The organism is Methanobrevibacter ruminantium, from assembly GCF_016294135.1.
Classification (GTDB): Archaea; Methanobacteriota; Methanobacteria; order Methanobacteriales; family Methanobacteriaceae; genus Methanobrevibacter; species Methanobrevibacter ruminantium_A.
In genome coordinates, this window is the sequence record NZ_JAEDCO010000001.1 from 86,742 (window position 1) to 105,720 (window position 18,979).

At 34.2% G+C, this 18,979-nt stretch carries 22 protein-coding genes; 8 read left to right on the forward strand and 14 right to left on the reverse strand.

Features of this window, described 5'->3' with window-relative positions:
• Window positions 1-30: 30 nt before the first annotated feature.
• From VW161_RS00390 to VW161_RS00435, 10 genes are all read right to left on the reverse strand, one after another.
• Window positions 31-528 carry a flavodoxin family protein gene (locus VW161_RS00390; protein ID WP_304093579.1) on the reverse strand — a complete coding sequence of 166 codons (498 nt, stop codon included), beginning with the start codon at window positions 526-528 and terminating at the stop codon, window positions 31-33.
• A 57-nt stretch (window positions 529-585) separates the two neighbouring features.
• Window positions 586-972: a hypothetical protein gene (locus VW161_RS00395; RefSeq protein ID WP_304086696.1), complete on the reverse strand. Its 387-nt coding sequence runs from the start codon at window positions 970-972 to the stop codon at window positions 586-588.
• A complete protein-coding gene (locus tag VW161_RS00400; protein WP_325192631.1) occupies window positions 948-1,463 on the reverse strand; it encodes a radical SAM protein in 516 nt (171 codons plus the stop codon). The genes VW161_RS00395 and VW161_RS00400 overlap by 25 nt, the downstream gene beginning before the upstream one ends.
• Window positions 1,464-1,734: 271 nt before the next feature.
• Entirely contained in the window at window positions 1,735-2,520 is a 786-nt protein-coding gene (gene trpA / locus VW161_RS00405; protein ID WP_304086691.1) for a tryptophan synthase subunit alpha, read from the reverse strand.
• A 17-nt stretch (window positions 2,521-2,537) separates the two neighbouring features.
• Entirely contained in the window at window positions 2,538-3,722 is a 1,185-nt protein-coding gene (gene trpB / locus VW161_RS00410) for a tryptophan synthase subunit beta (protein ID WP_304086688.1), read from the reverse strand.
• Window positions 3,723-3,779: 57 nt separating this feature from the next.
• Window positions 3,780-4,421 carry a phosphoribosylanthranilate isomerase gene (locus VW161_RS00415; RefSeq protein WP_304086685.1) on the reverse strand — a complete coding sequence of 214 codons (642 nt, stop codon included), beginning with the start codon at window positions 4,419-4,421 and terminating at the stop codon, window positions 3,780-3,782.
• Entirely contained in the window at window positions 4,414-5,190 is a 777-nt protein-coding gene (gene trpC / locus VW161_RS00420) for an indole-3-glycerol phosphate synthase TrpC (RefSeq protein WP_304086682.1), read from the reverse strand. The genes VW161_RS00415 and trpC overlap by 8 nt, the downstream gene beginning before the upstream one ends.
• 29 nt (window positions 5,191-5,219) lie before the next feature.
• Window positions 5,220-6,227 carry an anthranilate phosphoribosyltransferase gene (gene trpD, locus VW161_RS00425; protein ID WP_304086679.1) on the reverse strand — a complete coding sequence of 336 codons (1,008 nt, stop codon included), beginning with the start codon at window positions 6,225-6,227 and terminating at the stop codon, window positions 5,220-5,222.
• Window positions 6,228-6,324: 97 nt separating this feature from the next.
• Window positions 6,325-6,894 carry an anthranilate synthase component II gene (locus VW161_RS00430; protein ID WP_304089162.1) on the reverse strand — a complete coding sequence of 190 codons (570 nt, stop codon included), beginning with the start codon at window positions 6,892-6,894 and terminating at the stop codon, window positions 6,325-6,327.
• Window positions 6,891-8,534, reverse strand: a complete 1,644-nt coding sequence (locus VW161_RS00435) for an anthranilate synthase component I family protein (RefSeq protein ID WP_304089161.1) — start codon at window positions 8,532-8,534, stop codon at window positions 6,891-6,893. Before VW161_RS00435 ends, VW161_RS00430 begins: the two co-directional genes overlap by 4 nt.
• Before the next feature lie 313 nt (window positions 8,535-8,847).
• Here VW161_RS00435 and VW161_RS00440 point away from each other — a divergent pair, with 313 nt between their 5' ends.
• The 3 genes from VW161_RS00440 (at window position 8,848) to VW161_RS00450 (ending at window position 11,228) form a co-directional block, all read left to right on the forward strand.
• Window positions 8,848-10,326: a TrkH family potassium uptake protein gene (locus VW161_RS00440; protein WP_304089160.1), complete on the forward strand. Its 1,479-nt coding sequence runs from the start codon at window positions 8,848-8,850 to the stop codon at window positions 10,324-10,326.
• Between the two features lie 150 nt (window positions 10,327-10,476).
• Window positions 10,477-10,632 carry a hypothetical protein gene (locus VW161_RS00445; RefSeq protein WP_304089158.1) on the forward strand — a complete coding sequence of 52 codons (156 nt, stop codon included), beginning with the start codon at window positions 10,477-10,479 and terminating at the stop codon, window positions 10,630-10,632.
• Entirely contained in the window at window positions 10,632-11,228 is a 597-nt protein-coding gene (locus tag VW161_RS00450) for a hypothetical protein (RefSeq protein ID WP_304089156.1), read from the forward strand. Before VW161_RS00445 ends, VW161_RS00450 begins: the two co-directional genes overlap by 1 nt.
• A gap of 93 nt (window positions 11,229-11,321) precedes the next feature.
• Here the strand turns inward: VW161_RS00450 and VW161_RS00455 are convergent, their stop codons facing one another.
• Together VW161_RS00455 and VW161_RS00460 are read right to left on the reverse strand one after the other, a co-directional pair.
• Window positions 11,322-13,802, reverse strand: coding sequence for a heavy metal translocating P-type ATPase (locus tag VW161_RS00455; protein ID WP_304088681.1), 2,481 nt, complete (start codon window positions 13,800-13,802; stop codon window positions 11,322-11,324).
• 127 nt (window positions 13,803-13,929) lie between these two features.
• The gene (locus VW161_RS00460; protein WP_295607308.1) at window positions 13,930-14,142 is read right to left on the reverse strand and encodes a heavy-metal-associated domain-containing protein; all 213 of its coding nucleotides are present in this window, start codon (window positions 14,140-14,142) and stop codon (window positions 13,930-13,932) included.
• 339 nt (window positions 14,143-14,481) lie between these two features.
• Here VW161_RS00460 and VW161_RS00465 point away from each other — a divergent pair, with 339 nt between their 5' ends.
• A complete protein-coding gene (locus VW161_RS00465) occupies window positions 14,482-14,613 on the forward strand; it encodes a hypothetical protein (RefSeq protein ID WP_304088677.1) in 132 nt (43 codons plus the stop codon).
• Window positions 14,614-14,702: 89 nt separating this feature from the next.
• Here the strand turns inward: VW161_RS00465 and VW161_RS00470 are convergent, their stop codons facing one another.
• Together VW161_RS00470 and VW161_RS00475 are read right to left on the reverse strand one after the other, a co-directional pair.
• Complete coding sequence (locus tag VW161_RS00470) at window positions 14,703-15,941, reverse strand: metal-dependent hydrolase family protein (RefSeq protein WP_304088675.1); 1,239 nt, start codon at window positions 15,939-15,941, stop codon at window positions 14,703-14,705.
• Window positions 15,942-16,033: 92 nt separating this feature from the next.
• Window positions 16,034-16,423, reverse strand: a complete 390-nt coding sequence (locus VW161_RS00475; RefSeq protein ID WP_304088673.1) for a DUF126 domain-containing protein — start codon at window positions 16,421-16,423, stop codon at window positions 16,034-16,036.
• A gap of 193 nt (window positions 16,424-16,616) precedes the next feature.
• Between VW161_RS00475 and VW161_RS00480 the strand changes: the two genes are divergently transcribed.
• The 4 genes from VW161_RS00480 (at window position 16,617) to VW161_RS00495 (ending at window position 18,956) form a co-directional block, all read left to right on the forward strand.
• A complete protein-coding gene (locus tag VW161_RS00480) occupies window positions 16,617-17,417 on the forward strand; it encodes an SDR family NAD(P)-dependent oxidoreductase (RefSeq protein WP_304088670.1) in 801 nt (266 codons plus the stop codon).
• Between the two features lie 71 nt (window positions 17,418-17,488).
• Entirely contained in the window at window positions 17,489-17,632 is a 144-nt protein-coding gene (locus tag VW161_RS00485; protein WP_304088667.1) for a hypothetical protein, read from the forward strand.
• A 9-nt stretch (window positions 17,633-17,641) separates the two neighbouring features.
• Window positions 17,642-17,914: a MarR family winged helix-turn-helix transcriptional regulator gene (locus tag VW161_RS00490; RefSeq protein ID WP_304088684.1), complete on the forward strand. Its 273-nt coding sequence runs from the start codon at window positions 17,642-17,644 to the stop codon at window positions 17,912-17,914.
• 199 nt (window positions 17,915-18,113) lie between these two features.
• Window positions 18,114-18,956, forward strand: coding sequence for a pyridoxamine kinase (locus VW161_RS00495; protein ID WP_304088664.1), 843 nt, complete (start codon window positions 18,114-18,116; stop codon window positions 18,954-18,956).
• Window positions 18,957-18,979 lie beyond the last annotated feature (23 nt).

The following is an 18,979-nucleotide window of genomic DNA, read 5'->3' on the forward strand; positions in this document are numbered from 1 at the left end:
AGAACCTTTTTCCAATTTCATAAGCTTCCTTCAATTTTTTGGCTGAGTCCTTACATCACCTAAACTTCCAACATCCAAGACATCCATCACTTCATAACCCATATTCATCATGAAATGCTGTATCTTTGAAAGCCCAATGTAAGAGTCATAATATCCTTCAGGACCTAAATGAGTGAAAATAAGCACAACTTTACCGGATAATGGAATCAAAGGATTGTGTGTTATGCCATAAAACCTGTCAATGAGAACCTTCAATGCACCAGTCATTTGGCCAAAATAGATAGGGCTTGAAACAATGAGCCCATCTGCCTTTGCGATTTCATGAGTTACTGTTAACCCATCATCACGGACACAATCTTTTCCTTGCATGCAAACTCCACATGCACGGCAAGGATGAACCTCCAAATCACTGATATAATACTTCTTGACATTATGTCCTTTTTCTTCTGCACCTTTAATCATTTCATCCAATAGCATGTCTGTATTTCCATGCTTTCTTGGAGAACCCATAATAGCTACGATATCCATCAAATCCCCTTATTACAACTCACTTTATTACAACTCACTTTATTAGAAATCCTCTTATTACAAACCTCTTTTGCTTGATCTGATTTCAGATAACTTGTCCAAATCAAAATTTTCAATGCCGTATTGAAGAGATTTCAATATGTTTTCCTTGTTTTCTCTAAAATTCACATTATTCAAATCCATTGAAATTGTATGATGAGTGATAAATCTGCCATCAAAGTCTAGATTTTCAATGAAAAGTTTCAACTCTTCCATAAGTCCCTTCTCAGACAATGGCTGGAATCTGCCTTTTCTATACAATCCCAATAAACCGGTTCCTTCAAATAAGACAAGCCCTCCTGTACCTACGACGGTAGGATTAGCCTGACTGAATATCTTTGCAGAATTTAGAGCATGCTCTTTTGTATGGGACTGACCAGCTACCCATTCAAGAATGTTAGCCAATATTCAATCCCTGCCTTATCCAATTTTTCACATTGCTCTAGAATATCTTGAGACTTGTAACCCTTATTTACAAAATCCAAGGTCCAGCCATCACCGCTTTCAGCACCGATATTCAACTCCAATATTCCCTTGTCCTTGAGTATCTTTAGTTCTTCAACAGTCTTGTCAGTTATATTGTCTACACGTGCTGCCATGGTCATTATTTCAATGTTTGGCAAGTACTTGTGCACCAAATCACAAATTGCATCCAATCTCTTAAAGTTTAATGCAAAAGGATCCGCACTAAGCAATTGCAAACGATTGGTTTCAGGATAAAAAGATGCAATTTCAGCCAAATCCTCTTCAATCCACTCCATAGGAGAAGGGTTATACTTAACGGCAGAGTACATATTGCAAAACTTGCACTTATTATGACTGCATCCTTGGGTAATCTCAAGCAAAGGAGAAGGAGGCTCATAAGGATTTCTATAAACTGTTCCAGTATAATGCATGATTTAACTCCATAATATTTTAGTTTTTATTTTATATCCACATAATTATTTTGTTAATAATTTTTGTTAATATATAAAAAACATTTATTATAAATTTTGCATTTAGTTAAAGTTAGATGAAATATTTAGAAATAGCAAAAAAATAGAAAAGATTAGTAGATTAGATAAAATTAAAAAAATTTAGTAAAATGATAAATGAATCATAAATTTAAGAAAAAGTTAGATAAATAAATTAAAAGAAAATAAGTATAAAAAATATTAAAGAAAGATGTTAGGAAATAGCATCTTTCATTGACTTGACATAATTTGCAAGAGGCTCTTTTGCATTTTCTCCATGCTCTGCAATAATATTAACAATTGCACTTCCTACAATAACGCCATCAGCCACTTTTGCAATATTTTCTGCCTGCTGCGGAGCATTTATACCAAAACCAACTGCAGCGGGAACATCAGTAACTTCCTTAATATCCTCTAAAATGGATTTTAAGTCTGTCCTAATCTCACTTCTCATTCCAGTGACTCCCAATGATGAAACAACATAAATAAATCCGCTTGATTCCCTTGCAATCATCTGAATACGCTCTTTTGAAGTAGGTGCAATCAAACTGATAATGTCAATGCCATACTTCTGAGTAACATCAAGAATTTCATCCTTCTCGTCATATGGTAGATCAGGTGAAATAATTCCACATACATTAAGCTCTTGGCATCTCTTGAAGAACTTGTCATAGCCATAGTAGAATACCGGATTGATATAAGTCAGGAACACCAAAGGAACATCTGACTTTTCCCTGATTTGCCTGATTGCCTCAAAAACATCATCAGTATTTGTATTGTTTGAAAGCGCTCTGATATTCGCTTCCTGAATGACAGGGCCTTCAGCTACAGGATCTGAAAATGGAATTCCTATCTCAACCAAGTCACATCCTGCCTCTTCCATAGCCAAAACATACTCTACAGTCTTTTCAATTGTAGGGTCTCCTGCAGTCAAGAATCCGATAAATGCTTTTCCATCCTTAAATGCATCAGCAATCTTTATATCTTTATTATCACTCATTTCAAACACTCCTACAATTATTCGTATAATTCAACTCCTTTATAACGAGCAATAGCTGCCACATCCTTATCTCCACGGCCTGATACATTGATGACAATTATATCATCCTTATCCATATCACCTGCAATTCTCATGGCATGTGCTATTGCATGTGATGATTCAATAGCGGGGATGATTCCTTCCATTCTTGATAAGTATTCAAATGCCTCAACTGCTTCATCATCAGTTGCTGAAACATATTCTGCTCTTCCAATATCATGCAAATAAGCATGTTCTGGACCGATTCCAGGGTAATCAAGTCCTGCAGAGATAGAGTAAACTGGAGAAATCTGACCATAGTTTCCTTGACAGAAATAAGATTTCATCCCATGGAAAATTCCAAGCTCCCCTTTAGCAATTGTTGCTGCATGAAATTCAGTGTCAATTCCCTTTCCTGCAGCTTCCACACCAACAAGCTTTACTTCCTCATCTTCCAGGAAATTATAGAATGCACCCATAGCATTGCTTCCACCACCAACACAGGCAATGACCATATCTGGCAATTTGCCTTCAAGCTCCAATATCTGTTCTTTTATCTCTTCACTGATTACCGCTTGAAAATCCCTTACAATTGTTGGGAATGGATGAGGACCCATTGTTGAACCAATTACATAGTGAGTGTCATCAACTCTTGAAATCCATTCTCTGAATGCATCATTCACTGCATCCTTAAGCACTTTCGAACCGGTTGTTACAGTATGCACTTTAGCTCCGAGAAGTCCCATTCTAAATACATTCAATGCTTGACGCTTGGTGTCCTCTTCACCCATGAAGACCTCACATTCCATACCCAATAATGCTGCTGCAGTAGCTGTAGCCACTCCATGCTGACCTGCACCTGTCTCTGCAATGACTCTGGTCTTTCCCATCTTTTTAGCCAAAAGACATTGACCAAGCACATTGTTTATTTTATGAGCTCCAGTATGGTTCAAGTCTTCACGCTTGAGGTAAATCTTTGCTCCACCGAGATCTTCGGTCATTCTCTTTGCATAATACAATAATGAAGGTCTTCCTGCATATTCCTTCAATAGAGTGTTTAATTCCTCTACAAATTCAGGATCTTCCTTAAAATGATTATATTGCTCTTCCAAGTTCAGGAGTTCATTCATCAATGTTTCAGACATGTATTGGCCACCATGAACTCCAAATCGTCCTCTGCTCATATTTTATCTCCAATTCTATCTCATTATAAAATTCAAATATTTATTAGTAATAATATATTATCTATAATTTTCCATAATTTCAATGATTTTCTTGATTTTCTTTTCATCCTTAAATCCATCCGTTTCAACGGAACTGCTTAAGTCAACTGCAAATGGATTGAATTCCCCAATAGCTAAAGCCAGGTTTTCACTGTTTAAACCTCCCGCTAGAAAAATGGAATTTTTAAAGAATTCACTCTCTTTATCTATAAGACTCCAGTCGAATGTTTTTCCAGAGCCTTTTCCACTGTCTAATATAAAATAGTCAGATGCTGAATCTCGCCACTTCAATAACTCATCATCATAATCAGCACCTTCTTTTATTTCAATTGCATTTATAACAGGTATTTGTTTTCCAGTTTCTTCAATTGATTTATCTTTTAGATCCCTTATATACTTTTCATCTTCATCTCCATGAAGCTGAGCCATTTCTATTATTCCATCCTTGAACAAGTCTACAATGAGTTTCATATGCTCATTTACAAACACCCCTACAGGAACAATATCTTCACTTAAAAGACCGGACAATTCTTTAGCCTGATTATATGAGACTTTACGTGGACTTTCAGCAAAAACGAATCCAATGTAATCTGGCTTATAACTATTTGCCATTTCTATATCTTCAGACCTTCTCATTCCACAAACCTTAAGCTTAACCATTCTTTAACTCCGCAATCATAGCTTTTTTATCATCACTTCTCATTAAGGTTTCGCCAATCAAAACTGCATCAACATTGTTTTCCTTCAATCTCCTTACATCTTCAGCTGTTTTAATTCCACTTTCAGAAATGAACAATATATCATCACTAACTAATCTATGTAAATTAACGCTATTATTGATATCAACAGTGAAATCAGCTAAATTTCTATTGTTTACACCGATGATCTCTGCACCTGCATCCATTGCAGTTCTGATTTCCTTTGCATCATGAGTTTCAACAATTGCAGAAAGACCTAATTCATGAGCCAAGTCCAAATATTCCTTCAATTGAACATCATCAAGTATTGAAACAATCAAAAGAATAGCTGAAGCCCCTAATGATTTAGCTTCATATATCATATACTCATCAATTGTAAAATCCTTTCTTAAAATTGGAAGGCGAACATTTTCAGCAATTTCCTTAAGGTAATCGTTAGATCCTTTGAAAAAGTATGGCTCTGTCAAAACTGAAATTGCAGAAGCCCCTGATTGCTCATAATCCTTAGCAATTTTAATGTAGTCAAAATCTTCAGCAATTAATCCTTTTGAAGGAGAAGCTTTCTTGACTTCCGCAATGATTGCAATTTCATGGTCTTTTAAGGCTTTCTTAAATGGAAAATCATCATTGGCATCAAGTTTTGATACTTCCTCTCTTATTTGATCTAAAGACCTATTCCTCTTTGATTCAACTAATCTCTCTTTAGTTTTTGCAACAATCTTATCTAGCATATAATCATCTATTTAGTAAGCAAAGGTATTTATCTATTTGTAACTTCAATGAATCTCTCAAGCTGATTCAATGCCTTGCCAGAGTCAATGACCTCTTCAGCCAACTTGATTCCATCTTCCAATGAATCAACTTTACCTGCGACAAAGAATCCTGCAGCGGAATTTAAGAGAACCGCATTTCTTCTTGGGCCTTTTTCCCCATTTAAGACAGCTAATGTGATTTCTGCATTTTCCTTTGCATCCCCTCCAACAAGATCTTCTTTAGAAGAAATATCCATTCCGAAATCTTCTGGAGAAAGTTCATATGTTCTTATCTTGCCATCTTTTAGTTCACATACTGCGGTCTTGTCACTTGCAGAGATCTCATCCATCACATCCAATCCATAGACGACCATTGCAGACTTAACTCCCAAATTCTTCAAAACATATGTAAGAGGCTCCAATAACTCCATTTCATATACTCCCAAAACTTCCATTGAAGCACCTGCCGGACTTGTCAATGGCCCTAAAATATTGAATATTGTTCTAATGGAAAGTTCCTTACGAACACCTGCAACATATTTCATTGAGAGATGGTAGTTTTGAGCAAAAAGGAAACATAAGTTTATTTCCTTTAGGCAACTTAAGCTTTTTTCAGGACTAATATGGATATTGACTCCTAATTCTTCCAGCACATCCGCTGCACCACATTTGCTTGAAGCTGATCTGTTTCCATGCTTTGCCACTGGAACACCTGCAGCTGAAATCACAATGGAAGAGGTAGTGGAGATATTGAATGTGTTTGAACCATCCCCTCCAGTTCCAACGATTTCAACGACTTCCTCCTCATTCAATAATCTTACACAGTGAGCCCTCATAGCTTCAGCAGATGCTGTGATTTCATTAATTGTTTCACCTTTCATTGACATTGCTGTTAAGTATGCGCTCATTTGAACTTCACTTGCCTTTCCGCTCATGATCTCATCCATTGTCTCATAAGCTTCCTCATAAGTTAAATCTTCATGTTTATATACCTTTAAAATTGCTTCTTTAATCATAAAAATCACTTTTCTTGCTTTTTAAAAATTCATAATGTCTTCAATTAATCAGTTTTACTATACCTTATTTAAAATAATATTTTTAAACAATCAATTACTATACCTTATTTAAAAAATTCTCTATAATTGTTAATCCATCGGGTGTCAATATTGATTCCGGGTGAAATTGTAGTCCATAAACATCAAATTCCTTATGCTTTACAGCCATGACTTCACCATCATCCTCTGATTTTGATATGATTTCCAATGAATCTGGAAGGGTATCCTCCAACAAGCTTAAGGAATGATACCTTCCAACGCTTATCTCATTTGGCAATCCTTCAAAAATGGAATCTGAATCTAAGGAAATTCTTGAAGATTTTCCATGCATCAGTCTTTTTGCATAGGAAACCTTAGCTCCAAATGCTGTGCAGATTGCCTGATGACCTAAACAGACACCTAATATTGGAAATTCACTGTATAATTCCTTAACTATATCTATGCAGATTCCTGCATTTTCACATCTTCCAGGACCTGGAGACAATATGATTGCTTCAGGATTCAAAGCCCTTATTTCATCAATGCTAATTTTATCATTCCTAAAAACCATTATATCTGGATTGACCTCACCAATCAATTGGAATAGATTATATGAAAAGCTGTCATAATTGTCTATAAGCAGAATCATTCTATCCCTCCATTTGCTATCCTTAAAGCATCCATAACTGCCCTTGCCTTATTGTTGCATTCTACAAATTCATTCTCAGGAACACTGTCTGCAACAATGCCTGCACCAACTCTTATGAAAACCTTTTTGTCCCTTGCAAATGCAATCCGGATTGCAATGCAAGTGTCTAGATTGCCTGTCAAATCGATGTATCCAATAGCTCCACCATAAATTCCTCTCTTATTGTCTTCAAGCTCATTGATTATCTCACAAGCCCTTATCTTTGGGGCTCCGGATAATGTACCCGCGGGAAGGATTGAATCAATTGTGGATAAGTAGTCATAATTCTCTCTTAGAATTCCTTCAACAGTTGATCCTATATGCATCACATGGGAGAACCTTACAATATCCATATATCGATTTACCTTAACAGAGCCAATTTCACTTATTTTGCCAATGTCATTTCTTCCTAGGTCAACGAGCATATTATGTTCAGCCAATTCCTTTTCATCGGCAAGCAAGTCCTCTTCTAGTAATCTGTCTTCTTCAACTGTCTTTCCTCTTGGCCTTGTTCCTGCAAGAGGGAAAGTGTAGACCTGGTTGTCAACAAGCTTTACAAGGGTTTCTGGACTTGCACCTGCAATCTCTATGTCATCACTTGAGAAATAGAACATATAAGGAGATGGGTTTGTAGTTCTTAACACCCTATAAACATCAAATAGGCTTCCTTCAATATCCGCTTCAATCCTATTTGACAGCACAACTTGGAATATGTCTCCTTCTGTAATGTAATCCTTTGCCTTTTCCACCATCTCGCAGTATTCATCTTTTGAAAACAAGTATCTGAAATCGGATTTGAGTTCAATAGGCAAATGCTTGGTAATTTCCTTTCTAATCTTATCTATTTCTTCCAAGGAATCTATTTCCTTCATTTTTTGACTAGCTTCCAATGTCTTCCTATTGGTTAAATGATGATTGAAATCATCATCAAGCAAATCCACAATATTATCTGCCTTAATGATATCCACTATGTCCAAAATGGATTTGCATGCTTCAGCATAGTTTTCTTCAATGAAACTTTGATCTTCACTTATCTCCATATTAACAATGACAACAATCTTTTGCTTAAAATTGTCAAATGCAATTACCTTATCAAAAAGCATCAAATCAACATCCTTGAATGCATCCTGATTCTGTGCATCCAAGATAAGTGAAGGTTCACTGTATTTAATGTAATCATAAGAGAAATATCCTACAAGCCCTCCTGAAAAAGGAGGCATCCCTTCAATCTTTGGGGATTTGTTCTCTTCCACAATTTCTCTGATATACTCTCCAGGATTATCAGTTTTGACTTTAAAGCATTTGTCTTCATCATCTTCTATTTCACAATCACTGAAACTTGACTTGCCTTTAATGGAGAGATTGCCGTCTTGACAGGTAATTTCAAGAATAGGATTGAAACCTAAGAAACTGTATCTTCCCCAATTTTTAGAATCCTCTACACTTTCAAGCATATAGCAATGATTGCTTAAGATCCTAAGTCTTCTTAAAACTTCAATGGAAGTTTTTGTATCTGAAAATATCTCATAGCTGATTGGAATCCTTTTATATGAAGGGCCCTTAGCTATTTCTTTTGCTTCTTCAATATTGGGAAAAAACACTTTTAATCTCCTTTATAATATTAATATTTTAATAATGTATACTTTATTATGTATAATGTACTATTTAAATCTTTGTTGTATAAAAATGTACATTATTTTAATATCTTGAAAATTGGGGAATCAATAAAAAAATTTAAATAATGTTTTAATATAATTATAAACATTATTCAATATACTTTTAAAAAGATAAATCTTTTTAAAAATAATCGATTTAATTTTTAATTCATTTATTTTATAATATGATAAAAAAGCAAATTAAGGAATGAATTCATTAGAAATCCAGTCCAAATCCATTAATTATTAAGGCGGAATTATGAGGATAAATTACTTATCACGACAAGATATAAAAATCATCTTGCATTATCTTGGATACATTATGGTGGGAATAGGTGCAATATTGATGCTACCAATATTCATCGACCTTTACTACCTTGAACATTCATACATTATTGGCTTGATTCCACCAGCCCTATCAATTGGATTAGGTTTTTTATTTGCTGAAAAGTTTAAGCAGTACGATAAGCTTAAATTCAAGCATGGAATGTTCATATCAAGTGTTGCTTGGCTATGGGCAGGATTTGTAGGCGCCATCATAATGATGCTGATGTTGGACATTTCATTTATAGACGCTTTTTTTGAAAACATTTCCGCATGGACAGGAAGTGGATTGACCATGTTCAATGATGTGGAAGTGTTGCCAAAATCAATACTATTTTTAAGAAGCCTTGAACAGTGGATTGGAGGATTAGGTGTAGTAATTATTTTCATTAGCCTTCTCATCAAACCTGGAACTTCTGCTTTCAAATTGTATAAATCAGAGGCAAGAGACGATAAGATCAAGCCAAACATTAAGAATACCCTTAATAAGACAATAGAAATATATCTTATTTACACTTTATTCGGTATCATCCTATATCTTTTGGCAGGACTCCCTCTTTTTGACTCCGTAAATCTTACTTTTACCACTATTTCCACTGGAGGAATGTCAATAAAAAATGCGAATGTGGGATTCTATAACAGCAATCTTGTCTATTTAATCACAATGGCCCTAATGCTGTTGGGAGCTACAAGTTTTGCAGTCCATTATAATATAATCAAGACAAAGGGAAAATCCATAATAAAAGATATACAATCCCAAGCAATCATTTTAAGCATCATAATCAGTGGAATATTAATTGCGGCAATAACTCACATGACTCCAATGAATGTAATATTCCATATAGTCTCAGCAGTGACAACAACAGGCGCAAATATTGCAAGTTCCAGTGAATTGGCTTCCTGGGCCCCTGCTTCATTGATTATCATAATGGTATTGATGGTGATGGGCGGTTCTTCCGGATCAACTGTAGGTGCTGTAAAGATAATTAGGGTAATTACATTCCTTAGAGGCATAAACCTTACCGTTACAAATGTAATTGCTCCTAAAAGGGTCGTGAATACAAAAATAGCCAACAGAACATTTACTCAAAGGGAAATAAAAGAAGCTTCATCCTATATATCAGTTTATCTAATGTTTTTAATTGTGTCATGGGTAATAATGACTTTCTATACAAATGACCCTATCAATTCATTGTTTGATGTTACATCCACAATAGGTAATGTTGGATTAAGCACTGGCATGATCAATGGAAACTTAGCAACAATCCCTAAAATAATGCTAATATTCCTAATGTGGATAGGAAGATTGGAAATCATCCCTATTTTACTTACAATACAATTAGGATTCAGAACATTTGACCAAAGCTTAAAATTAGCTAAAAGAAAGTTCAGAAGAATAATTAACTTAAGATAATACATAAGTTAATTACTCATAAAATCATGATTATTAGTATTGAGAAGTTAAGTGGGGAAAATTAATGGTTAGTGAAACACAACTCGTATACATGGCTATATAAATAATATACATATTTTAGGAATTGCATTTTTCTTTGGAGTTTATTTAGTGAGTTCATATATACTCAAATATCTCAAGAGAAATAGGCATAAGAGATTATTGAACTCAACAGAATATTTGCCTAAAGAAGAGACTCAAACATTGAAACAAGTCTTTTATCTCATCATCATAACACTTTGTTTTGTAGATATCCTTTATCCTTAGTGTTTTGGTCATCAGATGACTTTTACAGGCATTTTATTTTCTATGATGTCCTTGTATCATTGATAGGCTGTTTGGCAATTAAAAAAGATACCCTAACAGAAAAAATAATCATGATATTCTTAATCCTCCTATCTTCATTGCTACACTCTACCCTTGATGACCCTGCAATATTATTAGTGATATTATTAGCTGTCCACTTTATAGGATTGGCTTATGTAATTAAAGTCTATTATGGCAAATTCATTCATTTCACTGAATCAAATGGATTGGGAATAAGTATCTTATTGTTATTTGGACTTGTATTTGTAAGTTTTATTTTTACCTCCTTTGCAGAAGGAAAAAATTTATTAGACTCATTGGTAATGGTTTCAAATGCATTCACAAGTAATGGTTATGCGGTATTAGGAGACACCCCTATAGGTAAATTGAATAGCCTATTCCTTGTTTGGGGAGGATATATCCTATCAGGAGTAGGTACTGCAACATTAACTACTGCACTTCTCTCAAGACACTTCAATAAGAGATTTGAAGAATTGGAAAAGCTAATCAAAAACAATAACGATGAAAATGCTGATGATTTAAAAAAAGATGATTAATAAAAAATAAGAATAATAAAAATAAGATTAAAAAATAGAAAATAAAATTCCATCCATTTAATTAAAAGTTCGATTAATTAAACAATGAAATAACTAAGCAACTTGTTTTTTAATTGGTGGCACATAACGTTTAAGCAATAGTGACAAACTAATTACTGTAACTGAACTTAATGCCATAGCTAGGCCTGCCCATTCTGGACGAAAAACTATGCCCCAAATAGGATAAAGTATACCTGCAGCTATAGGAACAAGTATCATATTATATGCAAATGCCCAGAATAGGTTTTCCTTGATTCTTTTCATGACCTTTTTAGAGAACTGTATTGAAGCAACCACATTTTCAAGATCCCCTTCCATAATGACAATGTCACCGCTTTCCATAGCAATGTCTGTACCATTGCCCATAGCTACACCAACATCCGCTTGAGATAATGCAGGAGCATCATTGATTCCATCTCCAACAAACAAGACTCTTTTTCCTTCCTTTTGAAGTTGGCGAACCTTATCGAGCTTATCATTAGGGAGCACATTTGCCATTATATTGTCAATTCCAACTGCATTCGCCACAGTGGAAGCGGTTTTTTCATTGTCTCCTGTAAGCATATATGTTTCAATGCCCATCTTATGCAAGTGATCAATGGCTGATTTGGAACTGCCTTTAATCTTATCCATTAAAGTGATTATTCCCTTGACTTCACCATCCACTGCCATTACAATGGTTGTTTTAGCATCTGAAACAAAATCATTGAACTTATTTAAGACCTCTTCACTAACTTCCACACCTTCTGATTCCATAAGCTTAAGGTTTCCTGCAAGTACTGAAGAATCGGCACCGTCAATTGATACATTTGCCTTTAAACCTTTACCTGTGACATTTTCAAAGTCTTCCACATCCAATAATTTAAGGTCTTCTTTTCCTTCATTTGCCAATTTAATATTGTCTGCTTTGAATCTGTTTAATATGGATTTTGCAATTGGATGGCTTGAATTGTTTTCAACACTTGACAATATTTGAAGGAATTTGCCCTCATCTATGTCAAAGCTTTCAATGTCAGCAACTTCAGGTTTTCCCTCAGTGATTGTACCTGTCTTATCAAATACACATACATCAACATCCTTAGAGCTTTCCAAGGTTTCCCCGTTTTTAATGAGTATTCCATATTCAGCTGCCCTTCCAACACCTACAGTAACTGCAGTTGGAGTAGCAAGACCTAGTGAACATGGACATGCAACAACAAGCACGGATATGAGACATGTGAGCGCAAACAGCAAGCCAGAACATGCAACAAAGTACCATAATAGGAATACAATGATAGCTATTGTTAAGATAACTGGTATGAACCAAGTCACTATCTTATTTGCAAGCCTTTGCACAGGAAGTTTAGACCCTTGTGCCTTTTCCACAAGTTGAGTGATTTGAGATAAAACTGTTTCTGAACCAATCTTTTGCGCTTCAATCTTCAATACCCCATCCTGATTGATTGTTCCTGAAAAAACATCAATTCCTGCCTTTTTAAGCTTAGGAACAGGCTCACCTGTAATCATAGCCTCATCTACATAGCTTTCACCATCAACTACAATGGAGTCTGCTGGAATCTTCTCACCAGGCTTAACAAGCAAGATGTCACCGATATTGATATCTTCAATACCTATCTCATTTTCAACTGGATTTCCTTCTGCATCAACAGTTACTAAAGTAGCTGTTTTTGGTTGTAAACCAATAAGCTCTTTGATTGAAGAGGATGTTTTTCTTTTAGCCCTTGCTTCAAGATAACGACCTATTGTCAAGAAGGAAGGTAACATCACTGCAGATTCATAAAACATGAAACTTGAATTGAGAACAATGCCAAAAGTACCCAATACACTTGATACAAATGCTACGAGAATACCCATTGAATACATTACATCCATATCCAAGTTTTTATGCTTAAGGGAATTCCATCCTGCCTTTAAAATTGGATAGCTTACATAACAAAATGGAAAAATAGATATAATCAATGAAAGTTGACCCATAGTGAGTGGAGGAATCATTATATGGAAGTGCATTATAGCCATTAAAATTGCTGCAAATACAAGACCTACAATGATTCTATATAATTTGCCTCTTAGATCCTTTTGATATCTTTCCTCTTCATCCATCACATCAAGTTCACCATCAAGGCCAAGATATTCAAATCCCAACATTTCAATGGTCTTTTGAATCTCCTTGAGATTAAGCATATCCCTATAATACTTTATGGTGACTTTTTGATTGGACAAATTAGCATTTGCCTCCACAACACCATCAACACGTGGAAGGAATCTTTCAACATTGTTTACACAGGATGCACAATGCATGCCATCAATTTGAATTACAACTTCATCTTTTGGAACTGTAAATCCAACTGATTCAACGGTCTTATCGATTATATCAGGAGAAATCTTATCATTCAAGACAATATGTGCCTTGTTTGTATTCAAATCCACATTGATGGAATCCACTTCCTCAAGCTTGCCAAGTGATTTTTCTACAAGCAATGAGCAGGATGAGCAGTGCATGCCATCCACTGGAATATCCAATTCTTTTTGAGCCATATTACTCCTCCCAATTAATCATCTGAAAAAATTAGTTTTTGAAATAAATAAAATTATAAATAAATTATCGGAATATGAACAGAAAAATTAATGAAAATAAAAAAAATAGTTTAAAAAACCATTTTAATTATTCTACATCAAATCCTGCTTCCTTAACAGCACCTGCTAAGTCCACATCGGATACTTTTTCATTGTCATATTCGACTTCTACTTTATTAGCATCTAAATCTACAACAGCAGATTCTACACCATCCAAATCCATCATGCAAAGTTCAACTGCTTTTGCACATGAAGGACAGTGCATTCCGACGACTTTTACTTCTTTTTTATCGATTGCCATATTTTCACCTTTAAATTCTTAATATATAATCTATTATTGTTTTATATAATTATATATATCGAAACATAATATAAAGTTTTGGTATGCCTAAATATCTTATAAATAGTATTTTAAACAATATTCAAGAATTTATAGATAAATTGAAAACAATTCATAAAAATAGAAAAATACCCTCATATTAAAAAAATAGTATGGTATTAAATATAAATAATTTATCATGCCTAACGCAGATCTTATTCAAGAACTTATGAAGCAAGCTAACTTGACAGAAGACCAAGGAAATATCGTTAGCGATATTTTTGCACAAAAAACTTCACCGCAGGTGGTGGAGCGGAAGACGTGATAGTTAACTTGATTGCTGAGAAACTAGGAGTAGATAAAGCAAGAGCTAAAGACATTTACGATATCGGTGTGACTGTTCTTACTACTACTGGTATCTTGGACAAAATTAAAGGAATTTTTAAGAGATAATAATTTTATTATCTCTTATTTTTTTAAAAAAATAAGTTATTTTTCTGATTTTAACTTCATCCCTATTTAAAAAACTATTTTTAAGCTGCTTAAAAAATAGGATTATGCTTTAGGATTTCTCCATCTTGAATTACAGTCAAAATATTATCATTATTTTCTAAAGACTCAATTTTATCAATTGGGTTCTCTTTTACAATAATCATATCCGCTATTTTACCTACTTCAATGGAACCTAAGTCATTTTCCTGATTGAAGAATCTTGCACCTTCAATTGTTCCTGCTTGAATAGCTTCAAGTGGACTTAATCCTACATCAACAAGGTATTTCAACTCACCGAGGTTTCTTCCATGGTCTATTACACCACAGTCAGAACCCATTAGGAAACTCACTCCCTCTTCATAAGCGGTAGCTATGTTTTCCTTTTGTATTTTAACAACTTCTTTAAGTTTTTTTACCTTGTCATCTGCAAAATTATCCCAAACTGGGAAACCTTCTTTAATTAATGTGTGGTGTACAACCAATGTTGGAGTTAGATACATTCTCTTTTTGGCAAGTAGCTGTGAAATCTTCTTATCAATGAAAGTACCATGTTCAATGGATTTTACACCCGCTTTCGCACATCTTTCAATTCCTTCCAAACTATGACAATGGGCAACTACTTTCAAATTATGATTTTCAGCCTCATCAACAATTGTTTTAAGCTCTTTCTTATTGAATTGTGCAATGTCTGGGGAAGTGTATGGAGATAGAATGCCCCCACTTGCCATGATCTTGATGAAATCAGCACGTGCCCTAATGACTTCACGGGTTTTCCTTAAAACTCCTTCAATTCCATCACAGGTTCCTACTGGAAAACCAGGATATGCAATTTCCATATCAAATCCTGAATTTAGATAATGGTCAAAATGCCCTCCTGTAATGGCTAAAGGCTTTATTGAAATATTCAATCTTGGAGCTGGGAAAATCTTCTTTTCCTGTGCCATTTTTACTCCAATGTCTGCCAGCCCTGTATCACGAACTGTAGTGACACCTGCGTCAATGGTTGCATTCATATTTGAAATAGCATTATAAAAGTAATAGGATAAAGGATCTTTCATCATATCCTCTTTATGAAATCCATTTGCCATGACATGGGCATGTGAATCTATAAAACCTGGCAAAAGATAGTTATCTTCACCATCTATTACAATATGGTCTTTGTAAAGGGAAGATTCCTCTGTATGCAATGACTTGATTCTGCCATTTTCAATTAATACATGACGCTCTTCAAGAGGTTCCTCACTAAAAGGATTGATGATGTTTACATTTTTAATATAAATAGAAGACATTTTTTTCATCTCTAATAAATCAATATAAAATAATCAAATAAAAATAATCCAACTAATTATCCGTGCAAAATAAATTAAATAAATTAAATTAATTATAATAAAGTTATTTTACCGTTATCACTGTCTACTTCAACCATTTGTCCATTTACCAATTCTTCAACGCTTGATGGAGAATCCACCATTGGAATATCAGACATGATTGCACCAGTTGCTATAATAGGTTCTGCTTTTAGGCAAATAATTGCTTTAGGAGAGGTATTGTTTTTCATCATTTGGAATATTACATAAGACCCGACAGTAGAGCCTTTCCCTCCTGGAATGAAAAGCACCTTATCCTTAATGGATTCCCCTTTGAGTTCATGATTTGGGTCAATGACTACACCAGTTTCAGGGTCTACTCCACCTAAAAAACTGATAGCCTCACCAGATACAATTAATTCCCCTTCTGCTTTTCCTTTAGAAATATTTCTGCATTCAATCATAAAATCACATATGAAAATAAATTTATATAAAAAATTGATAACTCCTTAAAAATTATCTTTAATCATAATTAATTTATTAATTCTATTATAAAAATTTTAAAAATTTTATTTAAAAAATTTAAAAAAATTTATAAATTATTAAAATATATTTAAAAATAATAGTCATAAAAATATGACTAAATTAGGTGATATCATGAATCGTTTAGAAAATAAAGTAGCAATTGTAACAGGTTCAACAAGTGGGATAGGCATCGGTATTGCAAAACTCTATGCTGCAGAAGGTGCAACAGTTGTAATCTGTGGAAGAAGAGAAGAAAGAGGTCAAGAAATCGTTGATGAAATCAAAGAAGTAGGGGGAGAAGCATTCTTCCACTTTATGGACCTTGACGATATTTCTTCAATTGAAACATTGTTCAAAGATGTTAATGAAAAATGTGGAAAAATCGACATTCTCGTAAACAATGCAGCTAATGTAAGCCTCCAAGACGGTTCTGTAACTGAACTAACTCTTGAAATGTGGGATGCTATGTTTACCAGTGACCTTAGAGGAACATTCTTTGCAATAAAAACCGTTATTCCATACATGCAGGAAAATGGAGGAGGTTCAATTGTCAATATTGGTTCTATGGCATCTACCGGAGGGGACCTCGGTGCAACAGCATATGCATGTGCAAAAGCAGGTATTGATATGTTAACCTCTTGCGTAGCTCTCCAATATGGTAAAGATGACATTCGTTGCAACTGTGTTCGTCCAGGCCTTATCATAACCCCACAAAATGAAGCTCTTGTTGCACAGGAATTAAAAGACATCTTCCTTAGCAATATTGAAGTAAATAGATATGGTTGCCCAGAAGATATCGGACATGCTTGTGTTTTCTTTGGATCAGATGAAAGCGCATATGTCACTGGACAAATCATCAATGTTGATGGTGGTATGAACTCACACGTACCTACTGTTGGTCAATTCCGTGAACTAAGTTCTAGAACCTGGTAAAAAATAAAAAGAAATTTTTATCAAAAATTTTAATAAGATTAACAACCAATATTTTTATAGGTGAAATTTCTATGACTAATGCAGAATTGGCTTTTAAAACTGGAAGCATATTTAATAAAAAGATTACTGCTGCCTTTTGGTCCTCATTCAAAGGAAAATATGGCAGGGCTCAAGTTGAAGTGTTAGTATTTCTTTCAGAAGTTGAATCTGCTTAGGCATCAGAAATTGCAAGGGAATTGAACATATCTAAACAGCATGTTTCACTGATTTTAAAAGAATTCATTTCAGATGGATATGTGGAAACTGTCAGCAATCCAAATGATAAAAGAGCAAACCTTGTATCTATTAGTAAATTAGGACAAGAATTCCTAAATGAACATGTTGAAATAAGTAATCAGGTTTTTAATGATATTGTATCAAAACTGAATGAAGAAGATAAAAAGAAATTTCTTGATGCAATGGACACAATATTTACTATACTCAATAATGTAGAATAAACAATATCGAAAAAACCTATTTACAACTTCTTTTATTATAATTAACCCCTTTAACGATAGTTTTGAATATCATAAGTGATATAACATTTGATATAAATTTTATTTCAAGATTTAATTAAGTTAATTACGAAAATTATTATATGCTAAAAATAAAATACTAATTAACTGTAATTATTAAAATGAGATTAGGTTTGAGAAAATGAGTAAAACAACAAAAATTTTAACTATTCAAGATATTTCATGCTATGGGCAGTGCTCAATAACTGTTGCACTTCCTGTAATTTCTGCTTTTGGAATAGAAACTGCAGTTCTTCCTTCTGCGGTTCTATCTACACATACTTCAGGTTTCACAGACTTTACTGTGAGAGACTTAACTGAAGACCTTCCTGAAATTAGAAAACATTGGGAAAAGGAAGGAATATCCTTTGATGCCATTTATACTGGTTTTATTGCATCAAAAGAACAATTGGATTACATTAAAGACATTATAGACTCAAGATTAAATGACAATGGACTGGTCTTCGTTGACCCTGCTATGGCAGACCATGGAGAGTTCTACAATGGGTTTGACCAGGAATTCGCAGATGCAATGGGAGAACTTTGTAAGTTAGGAGATTACATTCTTCCTAATACAACTGAAGCTTGCTATATACTTCACAAACCGTGGAAGGAAACATTTTCAAAAGAGGAAATGCTTGAAATGGCTAAAGAGCTTTCACAATTCACTAAAAGATATGTTATCCTAAAAGGTTATGAAAGCGATGAGAAAATGAAAATGATTGTTTTAGATAAGCAAGAGGAAACCATTGAAATCGTATACAATGATAAAATAGACTATGTTAGTCATGGTACTGGCGATGTCTTTGCTTCATCATTTGTAGGATCTGTAATGTTAGGAAAATCCCCTTCATCTGCAGCAAAAGTGGCTGGAGAATTTACTAAAAAGGCAATTGAAAAAACAATTGGGGATAAGACTCATACATATGGAGTTAAATTTGAACAAGCAATTCCAGAACTGTATAATCTATTAAAAACCCTTTAAATTAACTAATTTTAAAGGGGAAT